15 protein-coding genes and 1 riboswitch are annotated in these 16,973 nt (G+C 47.2%); of the genes, 13 read left to right on the plus strand and 2 right to left on the minus strand.

Annotation, left to right across the window (positions count from 1 at the left end):
- The first annotated feature begins 622 nt into the window (after positions 1–622).
- From B076_RS0106030 to B076_RS0106060, 7 genes are all read left to right on the plus strand, one after another.
- The gene (locus B076_RS0106030; RefSeq protein WP_157753522.1) at positions 623–1,291 is read left to right on the plus strand and encodes a hypothetical protein; all 669 of its coding nucleotides are present in this window, start codon (positions 623–625) and stop codon (positions 1,289–1,291) included.
- A gap of 195 nt (positions 1,292–1,486) precedes the next feature.
- Positions 1,487–2,149: a glutathione S-transferase family protein gene (locus tag B076_RS0106035; protein ID WP_028486523.1), complete on the plus strand. Its 663-nt coding sequence runs from the start codon at positions 1,487–1,489 to the stop codon at positions 2,147–2,149.
- Between the two features lie 28 nt (positions 2,150–2,177).
- Complete coding sequence (locus tag B076_RS12255; RefSeq protein ID WP_157753523.1) at positions 2,178–3,098, plus strand: hypothetical protein; 921 nt, start codon at positions 2,178–2,180, stop codon at positions 3,096–3,098.
- Between the two features lie 147 nt (positions 3,099–3,245).
- Positions 3,246–4,139, plus strand: a complete 894-nt coding sequence (cysM, locus tag B076_RS0106045; protein ID WP_028486524.1) for a cysteine synthase CysM — start codon at positions 3,246–3,248, stop codon at positions 4,137–4,139.
- A gap of 40 nt (positions 4,140–4,179) precedes the next feature.
- Positions 4,180–4,677, plus strand: a complete 498-nt coding sequence (locus B076_RS0106050; RefSeq protein ID WP_028486525.1) for a CYTH domain-containing protein — start codon at positions 4,180–4,182, stop codon at positions 4,675–4,677.
- Positions 4,664–6,004: a TolC family outer membrane protein gene (locus tag B076_RS0106055; RefSeq protein WP_028486526.1), complete on the plus strand. Its 1,341-nt coding sequence runs from the start codon at positions 4,664–4,666 to the stop codon at positions 6,002–6,004. Before B076_RS0106050 ends, B076_RS0106055 begins: the two co-directional genes overlap by 14 nt.
- Positions 6,005–7,567 (plus strand): ABC transporter substrate-binding protein, encoded by a 1,563-nt coding sequence (locus B076_RS0106060; protein WP_245566326.1) that lies wholly within the window; start codon positions 6,005–6,007, stop codon positions 7,565–7,567.
- Between the two features lie 103 nt (positions 7,568–7,670).
- On the opposite strand, the gene B076_RS12260 is transcribed toward B076_RS0106060, so the two are convergent.
- Both B076_RS12260 and amrS read right to left on the minus strand, forming a co-directional pair.
- Positions 7,671–8,384, minus strand: a complete 714-nt coding sequence (locus tag B076_RS12260) for a DUF2202 domain-containing protein (RefSeq protein ID WP_051347210.1) — start codon at positions 8,382–8,384, stop codon at positions 7,671–7,673.
- 154 nt (positions 8,385–8,538) lie between these two features.
- A riboswitch (cyclic di-GMP riboswitch) is annotated at positions 8,539–8,616 on the minus strand.
- A 201-nt stretch (positions 8,617–8,817) separates the two neighbouring features.
- A complete protein-coding gene (gene amrS / locus B076_RS0106070) occupies positions 8,818–9,912 on the minus strand; it encodes an AmmeMemoRadiSam system radical SAM enzyme (RefSeq protein ID WP_028486528.1) in 1,095 nt (364 codons plus the stop codon).
- A 77-nt stretch (positions 9,913–9,989) separates the two neighbouring features.
- Here amrS and amrB point away from each other — a divergent pair, with 77 nt between their 5' ends.
- The 6 genes from amrB (at position 9,990) to B076_RS0106100 (ending at position 16,955) form a co-directional block, all read left to right on the plus strand.
- Positions 9,990–10,808: an AmmeMemoRadiSam system protein B gene (gene amrB, locus B076_RS0106075; protein WP_028486529.1), complete on the plus strand. Its 819-nt coding sequence runs from the start codon at positions 9,990–9,992 to the stop codon at positions 10,806–10,808.
- Positions 10,809–11,405, plus strand: a complete 597-nt coding sequence (amrA, locus tag B076_RS12265) for an AmmeMemoRadiSam system protein A (protein WP_051347211.1) — start codon at positions 10,809–10,811, stop codon at positions 11,403–11,405.
- Between the two features lie 187 nt (positions 11,406–11,592).
- Positions 11,593–12,669 (plus strand): HlyD family secretion protein, encoded by a 1,077-nt coding sequence (locus tag B076_RS0106085; RefSeq protein WP_028486530.1) that lies wholly within the window; start codon positions 11,593–11,595, stop codon positions 12,667–12,669.
- Positions 12,647–14,665, plus strand: coding sequence for an ATP-binding cassette domain-containing protein (locus B076_RS0106090; RefSeq protein ID WP_245566327.1), 2,019 nt, complete (start codon positions 12,647–12,649; stop codon positions 14,663–14,665). The genes B076_RS0106085 and B076_RS0106090 overlap by 23 nt, the downstream gene beginning before the upstream one ends.
- Complete coding sequence (locus B076_RS0106095) at positions 14,662–15,816, plus strand: ABC transporter permease (RefSeq protein ID WP_028486532.1); 1,155 nt, start codon at positions 14,662–14,664, stop codon at positions 15,814–15,816. Before B076_RS0106090 ends, B076_RS0106095 begins: the two co-directional genes overlap by 4 nt.
- On the plus strand, positions 15,813–16,955 hold the full coding sequence (locus B076_RS0106100; RefSeq protein WP_028486533.1) for an ABC transporter permease: 1,143 nt from the start codon (positions 15,813–15,815) through the stop codon (positions 16,953–16,955). Before B076_RS0106095 ends, B076_RS0106100 begins: the two co-directional genes overlap by 4 nt.
- Positions 16,956–16,973: the final 18 nt, after the last annotated feature.

Genomic DNA, 16,973 nt, shown 5'->3' on the forward strand with positions numbered 1-16,973 from the left:
GCGCTAAGCTAGGATTGTTTCATGCCCCGTAAATCTAGATTTTTCTTACTTGGTGCCTAACCATGTTGTTCAACGTGGGCGTAATCGTGCTTCTATTTTTTTAGGGGAAAAGGGGACACTATCCTTAAATTTCGCAAAAATTATAATAAATAGTGCCTCCTTTCCTAAATGGTCAAACTTGACAAAATTTAACCCGCCTTTCCTTGACTAAGCGGCATTCACAGCCGATTTTGTCATTCCAAATCTGCCTATTAAAGATTATAAATCTTTGTTGCTACGTATTTTATTTCTATATCCCTTGTTTTTTGTTGTAGTATTTAACTGTAGTTTTACGTAATATTACAGGGTTGTCATCCAGTGCCTTTTAATGAGGCCGATTTGACAAGGGAATTGATATTCAGGCAAAAGAAATTATCAATTTAGCTTCAGCCAAAATGTTGTAAAAAGCGTGGAATTACTTTTGTAGCCGTTGCACCTGTTATAAAACAGACTGTGCCAATGGTCAGTGAACCATGCTTAACCATGTTCTCATACCGAGTGCGCTATCGCGTAGCGACTTAAACTTAGAGAGTTTTTAATAAAACCCTATGCGGCCATTGATGGCTTCAGGAGGTGAGGTTGTGTGAATATTGAGACAGATTTTCTACATCGGGTGGCTGCATTTCTGATGGTGCATATCCTCTATGAGGTCCCCAGTGTATCGGCTTTGGGGGTAACGCCGGATATATTCGTTGATGAACTGCGATTTGAATCCAACAGCGCCATTGATGATTTGGTTCTGATGACTTCTCATGGACGGTTTTTTATTCAGGCCAAACACACTTTGAGTTTGTCGGATTGTTGTGTTTCAGAGTATTCATCTGTGTTAAGGCAATTCATTGTTCAATTCTGTAGCGAGAACATTAAAGGCGACAGATACATCATCGCCACCAACTCAGAGGCCTCTCTGGAGATCACGAAAGAGCTGAAAAACTTGACTGAGATGAGTCGTATCAATGGCACCCATATTATTGATACTCCTCAAACTGACCTTGAACGGGACGTTATATCAAAAACCCGGAGCCTGTTGGAATTTCACTTTAAAAGCGTAACAGGGGAGGAGCTTCCAAAGAGGGTTTTAGAGGAAATATTCTCAAAAATTCATGTGGCCGTCATTGATATCGAAGCTGGTAAACCGCTTGAAAAGGCTGTGATGTCCTTGTTGGCGGATAAAAGTGGAATGAATTCGGACGAAATTTGGGAGGCGATGATTTCGATGTGTGCGAACGGAAAGGTGATATTGGCCAATTGAAGCGGGGGCAGAAAAATCAACAGGCCTGTTCAGTTTCAACTGAAGTGGTCTGAAACCAGTCAGGTTTTTTAATTCATTCATCTCCAAAACTCACCTTTGCATGATGAATCTTCTGCAGAAGATTAACGCATAAGCATTGCACTTCTTGCTTGACTCAGTATCATGATTGTTCAACTTACTTATGAGGGGAAATCCATGTCTCACAAACTCGAGTTAATCAGTTTCAAGTTGTGTCCATTTGTGCAACGCGCGGTCATTGTGCTCAAGCAAAAGCAGGTGGACTTTGACATCACCTACATCGATTTGAACAATCCGCCGGAGTGGTTCAAGGAGATTTCCCCTCTTGGGCAGGTGCCGGTTCTTAAGGTGGGCGATGATGTGCTGTTTGAGTCGTCGGTGATTCAGGAGTATGTGGATGAGATCACGCCGCCCAGTCTGCAACCCAGCGATCCGTTGCTTAAGGCCAAGAACCGGGCGTGGATCAGTTTCGGCAGCGATATTTTGTTTGCCATGCATGCGCTGATCACCACAAAAGATGAAGCGGTTTTGGAAGAAAAACAGGCACTGATTCAGCAAAAACTCAGTCAGCTGGAAGCGCAGCATTCCGGCGGGTCTTATTTCAACGGCGAAGAATTCAATATGATTGATGCCGCCTATGCGCCGATGTTGATGCGCCTGTGTTTCGTCAAGAACCTGACCGGACTGGATTTGTTGGAAAACTGTCCCAAATTGAGCCGCTGGTCGGAGGTGCTTTTGGCGATGCCTTGCGTTCAGGAATCCGTGGTTGAAGACCTGATGCTGATGTACAAAGGCATGATCAAGAAAATGGATGGTTTGCTTGCGGCGCGCTTAGGTTAAAGCTGTAAGCGGCTTGTTGGAATTCAGAGTGAGTTGGGTGCAAGACCTTAAATTCAGGTCAAGCTGTTTTGGCCTGGTTGCCGTGCTCGTTGTCAGTGTGGCGGTCACCAGTCCCAGTCCTGTTCAAGCGACGGCTGACTCTCTCACCGGGCTAATCACTTCGCCAACCCCACAACCGATATCGGATGCGATCGCTTCATTGACTCCTGAGGATTACCGTTGGATTGGCCAGCGTATTTATGCCAATGAGTGCGCGAGTGATCCACGTTATCTGACCTACTGGGGCAAAGGCGAGGCCTTTCCCTCTTTCGGCATCGGTCATTTCATCTGGTTTCCTGCTGGTATTGACCCTCCCTTTATTGAATCCTTTCCCGACATGCTGGCGTTTGTCTCTAGGCAGGTTGCACCGCCTTTATGGCTTCAGCAACTGCAACCCTTGCACGCGCCTTGGCAAAGCAAATCCCAGTTTGAGCAGGCCTGGTCTGGCCGGGAGTTGACGGAACTCAGGGATTGGTTGTTTAAGACTCAAAGTCAGCAGGCGCAGTTTATCGTTCAGGCATTTGAAACACGTTGGCTGAATAGACTTTCCGCTTTGGCTAGAGAAGAACAAATACGTTTAAGCCATAAGTTGTCGCTGTTGATGGCCAGTAAAGAGGGAACCTTTGCGGCCATTGATTACTTTAATTTCAAAGGCATAGGCGGCAATGCGGAAGAACAATATCAGAATGAGGAGTGGGGCTTGATCTCGGTTTTAAGACAGATGTCAACACCGCAAAAAACAACCCTTTCAAGCAAACACACGGTTCAGGAGTTTGTAAAGGCGGCAAAACAGCGACTCACCTTAAGAACGCAACTGGCACCCAAAGAGCGAAATGAACAGCGCTGGTTAAAGGGTTGGTTTAAACGCCTGGACGGGTATTGGCTTGAAGACCCGGCAGTGAATCCATAAAGACAAAATTTTCATTGTGTGGGTTTTCTGGTTTTGGTGCCTTTTCCAGAAGCTAAAAATCACAATAAAGCCCTGCCAGCGGCTTTAAGGAATGTCATAATAGACAGACAAATCTGGGAATCATTCAAATTATCAAACGGAAATCAGATGCAGTTTAAAAGCTTAATGGATTTTGTGGGACATACCCCTTTGGTGCAATTGCAGCGTATGGTTCATTCTGAAACCAATAGCGTGGTGTTGGCGAAATTAGAGGGCAATAATCCGGCGGGTTCCGTCAAAGACCGTCCGGCGGTGAACATGATCAAACAAGCCGAATTGCGTGGCGAGATAAAGCCCGGCGACACTTTGATAGAGGCGACCAGCGGCAATACTGGTATTGCCCTGGCGATGGCGAGTGCGCTGATGGGGTATAAACTCAAGTTGATTATGCCGGACAATATGAGCATGGAACGTAAGGCTTCCATGGCGGCTTACGGAGCCGAGCTGATCAGTGTGTCGCAACAAGAAGGGATGGAAGGCGCGCGTGATTTGGCGATGAGCCTTCAGCAGAGTGGTAAAGGCATTGTACTTGACCAATTTGCTAACCCGGATAACCCGTTGGCGCATTATCTGTCCACAGGCCCGGAGATATGGCAAGACACCTACGGCAAAGTCACCCACTTTGTCAGCGCCATGGGGACCACGGGCACGATTATGGGCACGTCGATGTATTTGAAGGAACAGAACCCGGATATTCAAATCGTGGGCGTGCAACCCGAAGACGGCGCGTCTATTCCCGGAATCCGCCGCTGGCCGGCCGAATACATGCCTAAAATCTATGAATCTACCCGTGTTGATCGCATTATTGATATGTCGCAACACCGAGCCGAACAGACCATGCGTCAGTTGGCCAAACAGGAAGGGATTTTTGGCGGTGTGTCATCCGGCGGTGCAATGGCCGCTGCGCTTGAGGTGGCGTCGGAAACCGAAAATGCGGTGATTGTCACCATCGTGTGTGACCGCGGTGACCGCTACCTTTCGACCGGCGTCTATGCACATTGACCTTTAAACACTTTCAGTATTAAGTAGAAATAGAACCCTTATGGCAAGAGAAATAGAACGTAAGTTTTTATTGAAGAACCAGGATTGGAAGCCGTTGGCTTTTAAGCAAACCCATTTCGCGCAAGGCTATCTGAACGACATTTCCGACCACAAAGCAAAAAGTTCGGTGAGGGTGCGTATTGAAGGCGAACAGGCGAACATGAACATCAAAAGCCTGGAAATCGGCTTAAGCCGTGACGAATATGAATATTCGATTCCATTGGAAGACGCCCAGAAAATGCTAAACACCCTGACTGTCGGGCCGGTGATTGAGAAAATTCGTTATTTGGTTAAACACGATTCCCATACCTGGGAGATTGACGAGTTTTTGGGAGACAATGCCGGCTTGGTGGTTGCGGAAGTTGAGATGACCTCGGAAGCCGATCAAGTACCCATTCCGGATTGGGCCGGGCGTGAAGTCACCGAGGTGGTTCGTTATTACAATATCAGTTTAAGTAAGTACCCATTCAAGGAGTGGAACGACGATGAAAAGAAATAGTCTTTTATGCAAAAAATCGCTGCCAGCCTGGTTGTTTGCCGGTTTTGTATTGCCATTGCAAGCCGCTCCGAGTGCAGGCCTGCTGGATGTCTATCAGATGGCCGTGATCCATGATGCCAAAATTGCCCAGCAGCGCGCCCAATATCAAGCCGACCAGCAGGTTGTGGAGACCGCTCGTTCGCCACTATTACCTCAAATCAGTGCAGACGGTTCTTATTTTATTAATGAAAGTGATCAGGATTTCGACCGCGGAGACGTGAATACCCGTACCTTATCATTGACATTGAATCAGTCTTTGTACGACCACGCATCCTGGTCGCGATACGAGCAGGCTAAATATTCGCTGCAACAAGCGGAGTTCACGATTCGTGAGGCAGAACAGTCCCTGATTGTGCGTACAGCAGACGCCTTCTTCAAAGTGCTGTTGGCTCAAGAGGACGTGTCTTTGTCCTTGGCACAGGAAGAAGCCGATAAGATTCAGTGGGAACGGGCTCAGGCCTCTGCCGAAGTAGGGCTGGCCAGTCGCACCGATGTGTTGCAGGCCAAATCGAGTTATGACTTGTCTAAATCCAACCGCATCAATTCCGAGAACAGTCTGGATGTGGCTAAAGAAGAGCTTTTGAAGCTGACCGGTCAACCGGTGGATTCTTTAAAGGTGCTGGCATTACAGGTACCGCTTCCCCAAGACGAATTAGACATGGCCTACTGGGAAGATTTGGCGCAAACCAATAACCTGACGGTCAAACAGGTTGAAGCGCAATTGAATGCGGCTGGTGAAGAGGTTGAGGTGCAGAAGTCGGGTTACTGGCCGACCGCTGGGCTTCAGGCCAAGGTGTCGGATACCGCCTACTCTAATTACACTAATTCCGCGACCACTATCTATTCAGATAATCAGAATACTCAAATCGGCGTATCAGTGAGTCTTCCATTGTATTCAGGCGGCGGCACCTCGTCCAAAGTCAGTCAAGCACGTTATCAGTACCAGTCAGCCAACCAGGCGCTACGTGACAGTCGTGAACAGGCGCGTTTGAATGCGCGTGTTCAAGTCAGAACGGTGGAACGCGGCCAGAGTCTGATTGCCGCTTTGCGGGAAGCGGTTAATTCCAACCGTGCGTTTTTGGATGCGGCGGAAGAGAGTTACCGCGTGGGTTTGAAAAGCCTGCTTGAGGTCTTGACGGCACGTTCCAATTTCTTTAATGCCCGACGTAATCTGGTTGAGGCTCTGCATGCACAGGTTCTGAATCGTTTGAACCTGGAAGCGACCGTGGGTGACCTGCAAGCAGAGGACTTGGCGGTGTATGACGAATTGTTGAGCGAACCGAACTAAGTGAATCGGTTTGGTTGTAATCAAGGCGAAAGGCTGGCTTTGCCTTTACGCAGAAGTTTGATTAAAACAGCCCTGACCGCACCCGTACTCGGGATTTTGTCAGGGCTGAACGGATGTGCTTCCACGAATTCTTCCGAAAAAGTGATTCGCATGGGGGTCTCGTCCAGGCCCAGAATGCTCGACCCACGCAAAGCCACCGATGCGCTCTCCAGTCGAGTCAACCGTTTGCTGTATCGCCAATTGATCGATTTTGATGAGCGTTTTGAACCCGTGCCCGATTTGGCGACCTGGCAGTCCATCAGTGCAACCCGTTATCGTTTCACTTTGACGGATCAAAGCGAATTTCACAATGGCGAAACACTTTCCGCCGAAGATGTGGTGGCGACTTATCGCAGTGTCTTGGATCCTCAGTTCGGTTCTGCCCATCGTGGCTCGCTAAAAGGCATCCGCAAAGTGGAGTTGATCAACGCCACTCAGGTGGATTTCGTGCTTTCCGAAGCGGACCCATTGTTTGTCGGCCGTTTGGTGATTGGTATTCTGCCTAAAAGCCTGATCGAAAAAAACCATCCGTTCCACCAGCAACCTGTCGGTTCTGGGCCTTGTGAATTTGTTTCCGTTAATGAACAGAAGTTGGTTGTAAGAAGATTGGCGGATGCCCAGTTATTGCATTTTATTCCGGTCAAAGACGCGACCGTCAGAATTCTAAAGCTGAAAAAGGGCGAGTTGGATATCGTTCAAAATGACCTGTCGCCTGAGCTGGTGAACTACGCCGAAAATCAGGACGAGTTGAAAGTCGATTGGCACAGCGGCACCAATTTTGGTTATATCGGATTCAACTTCGAGGATGCGTTGCTCAAGCAAAAGGCTTTGCGGCAGGCCATCGCCATGGGCATCGACCGTAAGGCGGTGATCAATGCCATTTTTGGCGGCCACGCGCGTCTCGCTGGCGGGTTGCTGGTACCGGAACACTGGTGCGGCGTGCCGGAAATAAACGGCTATCCTTATGATCCGGTACAGGCTAAAGCGCTGCTACAACAAGTAAAGATTCCAGCAGGCCTGCTCAATTCCGAGGGTTTGATTGAACTCAGCTATAAAACCTCTAACGATCCCACGCGGATACGTCTGGCCACCATTTATCAGTCCCAACTCAGGAAAATAGGCATTCAGCTCAAAATACAGAGTTATGACTGGGGAACCTTTTACAGCGATATCAAGCAGGGGCGTTTCCAGCTTTACAGCCTGGCTTGGGTAGGTGTGAAAAGCCCGGATATTTTTCAATATGTGTTTGACAGCGCCGCCATACCGCCTAATGGCGCCAACCGCGGACGTTATCGGGATGAAAGGGCTGACCACTTGATTCGACAGGCCTCTACGCAAACCCAGCAAAACGAACAAGCGCGACTTTACCGTACCTTGCAAATTCATTTGCAGGAGACGCTGGCCACGGTTCCATTATGGTACGAGGATCAATACGCGGTAAGCCGCAAACAGGTATCAGGGTATCAACTTTATTCAGATGGGCGATTAGACGGCTTATTGAATGTGCAGAAACGACAGGTTTGAAATTTGGAGACAGCCCTACCAGAATCGATAGGGCTTAGGCGGATAGAAAAGGTTCAAGTGTAAACTCCTGAACCTCTCCCTTATTTGTTAAGCCTTTATTAGATTAGCGTCTTCCGCCTCTTCCTCTACCACCAGTTTGCGTGTCGGTGGTATTGGTATTACCGGTTTCCATGTCAGAATTAACGATTGCATCAAACTCTTCCTGAGAGATATGCACCGGCGTATAGTCAAATCCACCTTGTAGAATCAAGCTATAAAAACTTCTTAGATGGTTTCTGGAACCCTTCAGTAAGTTACTGTAAACGTTGGTAATATCTGTCTTTTTAATGATGTTCAGCTGTTCTTGCAAGTCGGCAATATCCAACTCTTCAATTTGTGCTCCAACCATCAATGCCGCTTCATAGCTTTGCGAACCGGAATCAACCAGGGCGTGATAAAGTTCGGTGAAAGCCGGGTCGGTATAATCGCCAATCGCATCAGATTTGACCGGATCTTCGATGTTGTATTTCACCAATAACTCGGCCACTTTGTCGGTGTGGGTTTGTTCAGAATTGGCGATATTCTGGAAAATCGGTACACCCCAACGATTGTAAAGCGTCAAATAAACATCACGAGCCAATTTCTCTTCTTCTCGCATGAACTTGAGGCTGGTGCTTTCAAAGGTAGTCAGTTGAGAAGTGGTAGTCGTCGTACTACTGGTGCTGCTTGTGTTGGTTTGGTTGTTCTGCTGCCATTTACCCCCGGCTGCCTGAGCAGAAGTGCTGCCAGCCAAAAGTGCAATAGATAAAACCGTTGTTTTTAAAATAAGATGTTTCATTTAACCTTCCTTTTTAAAGTCGAGTGCAATTCGGTAACCTGTGTTCAGCTAAAGTGAATTGCTATTGTCAAAGTGACCATTTAAAAATTGAAGGCACAAAAATGTGGGAAGAGACAAAAATAAGATCTGTTATCGGAAATCAAACAGCTTATTATTTGGCAACCGGCTATCTTACTGAGTAAGACCCTTGGCTTTCCGTCCTTGCTTCACAACAAGTTTGGCACAACAAATAATGTTTCAGTCAATTCAAAATACGTTTCGAATCAACTTGGTTTGTATTGTAGGCAGCTAAATTCAGAAATACCCTCACCCTAACAGGTGAAATTAGAAGAATTACCGATGGAATTTTTTATAGGGTTCGATAAGAAAATCCGTAAGCTGCATAAAATCATTTAAATCGTCTGTCCTACAGGCAAGACTGGCTCAGTTAAGTTCATTCTTTTGTCAGTTTGATGGGCAGACGTTTATTGCCCCATGTGCCGGGTTGTTCTTCAAATACCCCGGCAATGGGCGTTTGACAGTTGGCGCATTTGCCATGGTCCAGATGCCAATCGTAGATTTCATAGTATTGTCGGCCAATGACCTTTTGCTGACAATTTGGACAGTAGGTGGCTTGTCCATCCGCATGGATCACATTTCCGGTATAGACATATTTCAAACCGGCTTTCATGGCGATATTTCGAGCCATCTCCAAAGTCGATTTGGGAGTCGGTGGATTATCCATCATGCGGTAATCGGGATGATAAGCGGTGAAATGCAACGGCACCTCATCTCCACAGTGTTGAATGATCCATTGGCTCATGGCTTCGATCTCAGACGGCGAATCGTTCTCGCCCGGGATCAGCAACGTAGTGAGCTCCAGCCAGCAATCGGTTTCATTAGCGACATATTCGATGGTATCCAACACAGGCTGCAACTTGGCGCCGGTCAATTTTTCGTAAAACCGTTCATTGAAGGCCTTCAGGTCTATATTGGCCGCGTCCATCCATTCAAAAAACTCTTTACGCGGCGCTTCGCTGATATAACCGGCGGTCACAGCCACATTTTTAATACCATGGGCCCGACAGGCTTTTGCGGTATCGATGGCATACTCATAAAAAATGACTGGATCGTTATAAGTATAGGCGACGGAAGCACATTGGTGCTTTTTAGCAGCCAGTGCCAGGGCTTCGGGATCGGCTTGATCCAGCAGGCGATCCATGTCACGCGCTTTGGACATGTCCCAATTCTGACAGAACTTACAGGCCAGATTGCATCCGGCGGTGCCGAATGACAAAACGGCGGATCCAGGCAGGAAATGGTTGAGCGGTTTCTTTTCAATGGGGTCGATGCAAAAACCGCTGGAACGGCCATAAGAGGTCAGCCACATCTGGTCATTTTTTCTGCCACGGACAAAACAGAATCCACGTTGCCCCTCATGAAGTTTGCACTCCCGGGGACACAAGTCACACTGTATTAATCCGTTTTCTAATGCATGCCAGTGTTCAACCGGAATGACGGAAGGATGTTCTAAATCCACATTTTTCATCTTTGTTACCTTGAAAACTTAAATCAATATAATTATATATGGTTGTAACTTATTAATATTTCAAGGTTTGATTTTGTATGAATGCCAATCCACGCATCAAAGAAGCCGCTGTTTCGGGCTTGTTTTACCCGAATAATTCATTTGAGTTGCACAGCATGTTCGATCAGTGGTTCGTCAATCCAGTTGATTCGTCAGCTGTTGAGGAACCGCCAAGAGCATTGATTTTGCCTCATGCCGGTTATGTATATTCGGGTAAAACGGCAGCGAAAGGCTATGCCTTATGGCAGGGAGCGGCAGATAAAATTAAAACCGTTGTGGTGATGGGGCCTGCCCACAGAGTCGGTTTTCAAGGCATCACCACCGTGGATTTCGATGCCGTGGAGACACCGCTTGGAGCATTGCAAATAGATGCAAAATTACGAGATTCGCTGTTGGCTGAGTTTCCACAGGTGGAAATTTCAAATTATGCTCAGCAGCTGGAACACAGTCTGGAGGTGCATTTTCCATTTATTAAATACCTTTTGCCTGACGTGAAAGTGTTGCCATTATTGAATGGCAGTGTGCAACCTGCTGAGGTTGCCGCTGTGTTAAGAACCTTGTGGCAACAAGAGGGTGTGTATTTTGTCATCAGCAGTGACTTAAGCCACTTCCATTTTTACGAAGAAGCACAGCACATCGACCAACAAACAGCCGAGATGGTCAATCATGGTCAATGGCAGGAGTTGAATGGCGAACGCGCTTGCGGTTATAAAGGCATACAAGGATTACTGGAACTTAAAAATGACAATCCATTTAAAATTCAGATGCTTGAGTTGATTAATTCAGGTGATACGGCGGGTGACAAGTCACGAGTCGTCGGCTATGGGGCTTGGGTGATCAGTGAGGAGAGACCATAAATGACATTATCCGTTAGCGAACAAAATTATCTTTTGGGCGTGGCCAAACAGAGCATCGAACACGGTTTAGAACACGGTGTTCAAAAACCGCCCGGATCCTACAACTTACCTTTGAGTTTTCAGCATTTTGAAAATGAGCAGGCCTGCTTTGTTACCTTAAATAAAGAAGCTCAACTGCGCGGATGCATCGGTACTCTTGAAGCGACAAGGGCATTGATTGAGGATGTTTCCCATAATGCGTTTCATGCCGCTTTTTCAGACCCGAGATTCAGTCCCCTTGATATCCAGGAGTTGGAACGACTGAATATCGGAATATCGTTATTGAGTCCACCACAGGAGATGGAATATTGTCAGACAATGGAGGATTTGCTAGAGCAATTAAAGCCAGAAGAGGACGGCTTAATTATCAGTGACGGGGCTCGACGAGCGACCTTTTTACCTTCCGTTTGGGAGCAACTGCCCGACAAAAGGCAATTTGTACACTATTTGATGCGCAAAGCCGGGATATCGGTTTGGTCGGAAGGCATACGTTGCGAGCGCTACCGTTCTCATTCGTTTGATCTGGGCTGGCATCGCATTGAATCTTATGCAGGGTGATACTGGGTTGAATAAGTAGAGTTTCTAGCAAACAATATGTTTTTAATGGCATGCCGTGAAGTCCACAAAATCGGCGATTTAATTTCCAATCGCCGGTTTTTTCATTTGCTTAATTGGTATACTTTAGAAGACACGCAGTGTCCTCCCTTTTTCTATTCAGCGTATATTCAGCCTTATGGAGTGGTTCATGCAAACCAAAACCAAAACGCGCCTCGGTGTTCTTTTTGTCGGTCTTTTATTCGCCATCGCCCTTTACGGGTTCATCAATTCTCGTCCGGAAAGTGTTCCTGACAACCTGATCAAAGTAAACGGCCGAATTGAAGGTGAGCATCACCTGGCTTCGACTAAAGTAGCCGGCAAGGTCTTTGAGGTGAAAGTGGCCGAAGGCGACCAAGTTCAAAAAGGACAGGTGCTGGCGGTGCTGGATGATGCGCAAATAAGGGCAAAAGTCACTCAGGCCGCCGCGGCATACGGCGCCTCGCTGGCCAATTACAAAGCCTCTAAGACAGGCCTGCTGGTTTTTGAAAAGCAGACACCATTGCAAATTGAGTCCTCACAAGCGCAATTAACCCATGTTCAAGCCGCCTTAAAAGCCGCTCAAGCCAGCGAAGAGCAAGCCAGGGTGGATTTGAAACGGATGCAGAAGCTTTATAAAAAGAAAGCGGTCTCCGAGCACGATGTAGAGAATGCGGCTTTAAACTTGAAAACATTGCACGCCCAAGCAGTGACGGCTGAAACGGCGGTAGACCAGGCACGTAAGGCCTTGGCCTTGGTGGAACTGGGTTGGCAGGAATTAGCGGCTAAACGTGAAGTGACCGAGGCAGTCAAAGCCCAGACATTACAAGCTCAGGCAGGGCTGATGGAGGCCATGAGCGTTTTGGATGACATGAAAATTCGTTCGCCGATCGATGGCGTGGTCACCACCAAACTAGTCAATGAAGGTGAAGTCATCAACAGTGGCACCGGCCTGTTCGACATCGTTAACTTGGATCAGGTTTTTCTTAAAGGCTATATTGCCGAAAACCAGATCGGTAAAATTCATTTGGGGTTAAAGGCCGATCTTTACCTGGACTCATTGCCGGATAGACCGTTTGCTTCCGAAATTCGTTATATTTCTTCTCAAGCTGAATTTACCCCTAAAGAGGTACAGACTCAGGAAGAACGCGTGAAGCTGGTCTATGTAATCAAACTGTATCTGCAAGAAAACCCTCAACATCGAGTGACCCCCGGCTTACCTGCCGATGCTTACATTCATATTGAGTGACGAGCGTAAAATGCCTGCCATTATTGAAGTCAGCCAGCTAACTAAGTGCTACAGAAAACACCCCGCGGTCAAGTCGGTTGATTTAAACGTCAGCCAAGGTGAGATTTATGGTTTGATTGGTCCGGACGGGGCCGGAAAAAGCAGTGTCATGCAGATCCTGGCCGGTGTTTTGCGTTACGATTCGGGGCAGGTCAAGGTTTTTGGCCAATCACTGGCAAGCGATAAGGACGCCGAAACCATCAAATCCAGAATCGGGTTTATGCCGCAAGGGTTGGGGTTGAACCTTTACCCGGAACTCACCATTGAAGAAAACATCAATTTTTTTGCTGATTTACGTAATGTGCCCAAAGATGAAAGGGAGCAACGCAAACAGCAGTTGCTGGATATGACCCAGTTGAATGCATTTCGTGACCGTCCGATGAAAAACCTGTCTGGCGGAATGAAGCAGAAACTGGGATTGGTTTGTACCTTGATTCATAAACCGGAATTGGTGATTCTGGATGAGCCGACCACCGGTGTCGATCCGGTTTCGCGCCGCGATTTCTGGGAGATACTCTCTTATCTGGTTCAGCATGAACAGATGACGGCGTTGGTTTCCACTTCCTACATGGATGAGGCGGAGCGTTTTCAAAACCTATCTTTTTTCTATGAAGGCAAAGTGCTTGCGCAAGGCGAGCCCGATTCCATTCTTGAGGATGTAAAAGGTTGGGTGGCCGAATGTTATTGTGGTGAGGCACTGACATTTTATCAGCACCTTAAAACGCTGTTCTCTCAGGTTGAAATTATTGGGGAGCGCATGCGAATCGTGGCATTGGGCAGCAGCAAAGAGGACTTTGAAATGCAGCTTAATAACCTCTTGAAAGAGTTTGGATTGGTGCATGATTTGTTTATTCGACCGATTGAACTGGAAGACGTGTTTATTGGACTCCTGGCGCGTTGGAGACAGAAGGAAAGCGACAATGATATCCAACAACAGGCAGGGGCGATTGAAGTTTCTGCTATCCAGTTCGAAGAACGCCCTGCTTTTGATCCGAAGGAATTAATGATAGAAGCCAAGTCTTTAAGTCGTTTTTTTGGTGACTTTGTGGCCGTGGATGAAGTCAGTTTTGACGTCAAAGCCGGTGAGATTTTCGGCTTGCTGGGTGCGAATGGAGCCGGTAAAAGTACCGCCATCAAGATGTTGACAGGCCTGCTCAAACCTTCCCAAGGGTATGGGCACATATCGCAAAGCTCATTGAAAGACTCGGGTATCGACATCAAACAGAAAATTGGCTACATGTCACAATCGTTTTCATTGTATGCAGACCTGACAGTACATGAAAACCTCAAACTTTATGGTCAAATCTACGGTGTATCAAGAGGCAAGCTTAAGTCACGAATTGAATGGGCGTTAAAAATGGGCAGCTTGCAAGCCGAAACCGATACGCTGGCCGGACGTTTGCCAATGGGCTTGCGTCAGCGTCTGGCATTGGGGTGCGCCTTATTGCACGAGCCTAAAGTGCTTTTCTTGGACGAACCAACCTCCGGCGTGGATCCGTTAGGACGACAGCAGTTCTGGGAAATCCTAGTTTCACTGGCAAAACTGAACGGCGTGGCCATTTTGGTGACCACACACTACATGAGTGAGGCAGAACATTGCGACAACTTGGCTTTAATGCAGAGTGGCCGAATTGTGGCTCAGGGAAGCCCTCAAAGTTTAAGGCAACAGGTCGCCGATGATTTGGGTCAAGTCATCAGCATTAGAGTTGACCGTCCCTATGATGCCTTGAGCATCCTAAAAAAGGCACAATATGAGCAGGCCTCCTTATTTGGCAAACGGGTGCATTTGTTTTCACTTAATCCGGAACAGACCCTCTCGGAAATAGAGCAAATACTCCATACTCAACAAGTGATGATTCGCGGCATACAGCAATTGTCGCCATCTTTGGAAGACGTGTTCATTCATTTCATCGAAACTGAACACTCTGATGCTGCTCACAGCAAGGAGGTTTCATGAAGTGGTCACGGGTGAAAACGGTTGCCATCAAGGAAATCATCGAGATCTGGCGAGATAAGCTCTATTTGTCGATGGCGTTTATGATTCCAACGATGATGATGGTGGTTCTGGGATTTGGTTTGTCAATGGATGTTGAGAAGATTCCGTTTGTGGCGGTTGATTATGATCAAAGTCAGCAAAGTCGTGATTATCTGCATCGATTTATTGATTCTCGGTATTTTGACTATCGCGGCATGAAAGCCCATGAAAAACTTGCAGAACCTCTGATGATGCAAAATAAAGTCCGTTTTATTCTAGTGATTCCGCCCGGGTTTCAGCGGGATTTATTACAGGGTCAGCGCGTCCAAATTCAACCGGTTATCGATGGTCTGTTCACTTTTCAAGCCAAGGTAGTCAAAGGTTATGTCTCCGCCATCAATGCCAACTACAATCAAGAGTTGATGACGCAGTGGTTAAAAAAGAAGCAGGGCATGAATTCCCATGAGATTGCGGCACTTTTGCAACCGGTCACTCTGGAAACACGCTATTTATACAATGAAAAGCTGAGTAGTTTGTGGTCGACCGGCTCGGGCATGATCATGCTGGTGATGCTGATGGCTCCGGCCATACTCACGGCTTTGGGTGTGGTGCGCGAGAAAGAGAGCGGTTCGATCTTCAATATTTACGCCTCAACGGTCACTCGTTCGGAATTTATTATCGGCAAAATCCTTCCTTACGTACTGATTTCAATGTTAAACCTGTTGATTCTTTCATGGATGGCTCTGGTTCTATTCGGTGTGCCTTTTAAAGGCGATCCGCTGTTGTATCTGACTGCTTCCCTGTTTTATGTAAGTTGCGCCACCGGCATAGGAATGCTGGTGTCGACGATGGTAAAAACACAGGCTTCTGCGGCTCTGATTACGATGTTGGGTACCATGATTCCGGGAATCATGATGTCCGGACTGTTAATGCCGGTTAATTCTATGGAGACCGCCGCCCGAGTGGAAGCGCATTTGTTACCTGCGATGTACCAACTCAATATTGTCTGGGGAAGTTTTCTAAAAGGACAAGGTTGGCCGGAACTGGGCACCAATGTCATGGTGTTGGCAGGCTATGCCATTTTGCTATGGAGTTTGTCCATCTGGCGTTTCCGTAAAAGGGTGAACTCATGAATCGGTTGTGGTGGATTAGAGTCTATGCCTTAACCAAAAAAGAACTGTTGCAGTTCTCGCGGGATATCGTTTTGCTGTTTGCTGTGGCCTGGTTTTTCACGGCAGAAATCTATATTGCTGGATCGGGTGTCAGCATGGAATTGAACAATGCCTCTGTGGTGGTGTTGGACCATGACCGCAGTGAGGCTTCCCGCGAATGGATCAGCCAGCTCAAACAACCTTATTACAATGTACTCGGCCACGCCCAATCCCAGCAGCAAGCCAATGTTATGCTGGACAAGGGGGAAGTAATTGGGGTATTTGAAATTCCGGCGGATTTCCAAAAAAAGCTGTTACTCAATCAACAAACCTCGATTCAACTGCAGCTTGATGCCAGCAATATCATTCTGGGTACGCTGGCCAACAGTTATTCGGGATTGATGAATGCCGAGTACAACCAACAGTGGATGCTGAAAAATTTGAAAGTGGTGGATCCGGATTCCATTCAGGTTCCCATGGTTGAAGAGCGCCAAAAAATCAATTACAACCCGGAAGGAAAAAGCACGTGGTTTATGCCCATCTCGGATATGATGACCGTCATCACGTTGTTGTCTCTGTTTCTGCCTGCCGCGATTGTCGTGCGTGAAAAGGAACGCGGCACCATCGAGCAGCTTTCCGTGGCGCCATTATCGCCGTTTCAGATTCTGTTTCCGAAAATACTGGCCGCTGAAATCATCATTCTGATCGGTGTGGCGGTGTGCATTTTCGGAATCATCGGCAATGTTTTTCAAGTGCCTTTCCGAGGCAGTTTGCTTTCCTTCTTTATGGTGACAATGGTGTTTGTGTATGCGGTTTCCGGACTGGGCTTATTCATTTCCAGTGTCAGTCGCAATTTAGGGCAGGCGCTGATGGTATCCTTCATGTTGTTAATGCCGATGCTGTTGCTTTCCGGTGCCTGGACGCCGCGTGAGTCCATGCCGGATTTTCAGCAATACTTGATGTTTTTATCACCTTTGTCTTATTACATTGACATCGGGTACAGTATTATCCTCAAGGGCGCGACACTGCAACTGATGTGGCAACCATTGCTGCAACTTTTTGGTTTGGGCACGCTGCTGTTTTGGTTTGGTATCTGGCAGTTCAAACGTCAATTCAATTAGCGCCAGTCAGTGCTTGAG

Origin of the sequence: Thiomicrorhabdus chilensis DSM 12352 (assembly GCF_000483485.1) — a bacterium.
Taxonomy (GTDB): domain Bacteria; phylum Pseudomonadota; class Gammaproteobacteria; order Thiomicrospirales; family Thiomicrospiraceae; genus Thiomicrorhabdus; species Thiomicrorhabdus chilensis.

Excerpts from the sequence above, each read along its gene's own strand:
- amrS (WP_028486528.1), bottom strand. The coding sequence starts at position 9,912 with ATGAAAAATGTGGATTTAGAACATCCTTCCGTCATTCCGGTTGAACAC.
- cysM (WP_028486524.1), top strand. The coding sequence starts at position 3,246 with ATGCAGTTTAAAAGCTTAATGGATTTTGTGGGACATACCCCTTTGGTG.
- B076_RS0106090 (WP_245566327.1), top strand. The coding sequence starts at position 12,647 with ATGCTTACATTCATATTGAGTGACGAGCGTAAAATGCCTGCCATTATT.
- B076_RS0106055 (WP_028486526.1), top strand. The coding sequence starts at position 4,664 with ATGAAAAGAAATAGTCTTTTATGCAAAAAATCGCTGCCAGCCTGGTTG.
- B076_RS0106095 (WP_028486532.1), top strand. The coding sequence starts at position 14,662 with ATGAAGTGGTCACGGGTGAAAACGGTTGCCATCAAGGAAATCATCGAG.
- B076_RS0106085 (WP_028486530.1), top strand. The coding sequence starts at position 11,593 with ATGCAAACCAAAACCAAAACGCGCCTCGGTGTTCTTTTTGTCGGTCTT.
- B076_RS12260 (WP_051347210.1), bottom strand. The coding sequence starts at position 8,384 with ATGAAACATCTTATTTTAAAAACAACGGTTTTATCTATTGCACTTTTG.
- amrA (WP_051347211.1), top strand. The coding sequence starts at position 10,809 with ATGACATTATCCGTTAGCGAACAAAATTATCTTTTGGGCGTGGCCAAA.
- amrB (WP_028486529.1), top strand. The coding sequence starts at position 9,990 with ATGAATGCCAATCCACGCATCAAAGAAGCCGCTGTTTCGGGCTTGTTT.
- B076_RS0106100 (WP_028486533.1), top strand. The coding sequence starts at position 15,813 with ATGAATCGGTTGTGGTGGATTAGAGTCTATGCCTTAACCAAAAAAGAA.
- B076_RS0106035 (WP_028486523.1), top strand. The coding sequence starts at position 1,487 with ATGTCTCACAAACTCGAGTTAATCAGTTTCAAGTTGTGTCCATTTGTG.
- B076_RS0106050 (WP_028486525.1), top strand. The coding sequence starts at position 4,180 with ATGGCAAGAGAAATAGAACGTAAGTTTTTATTGAAGAACCAGGATTGG.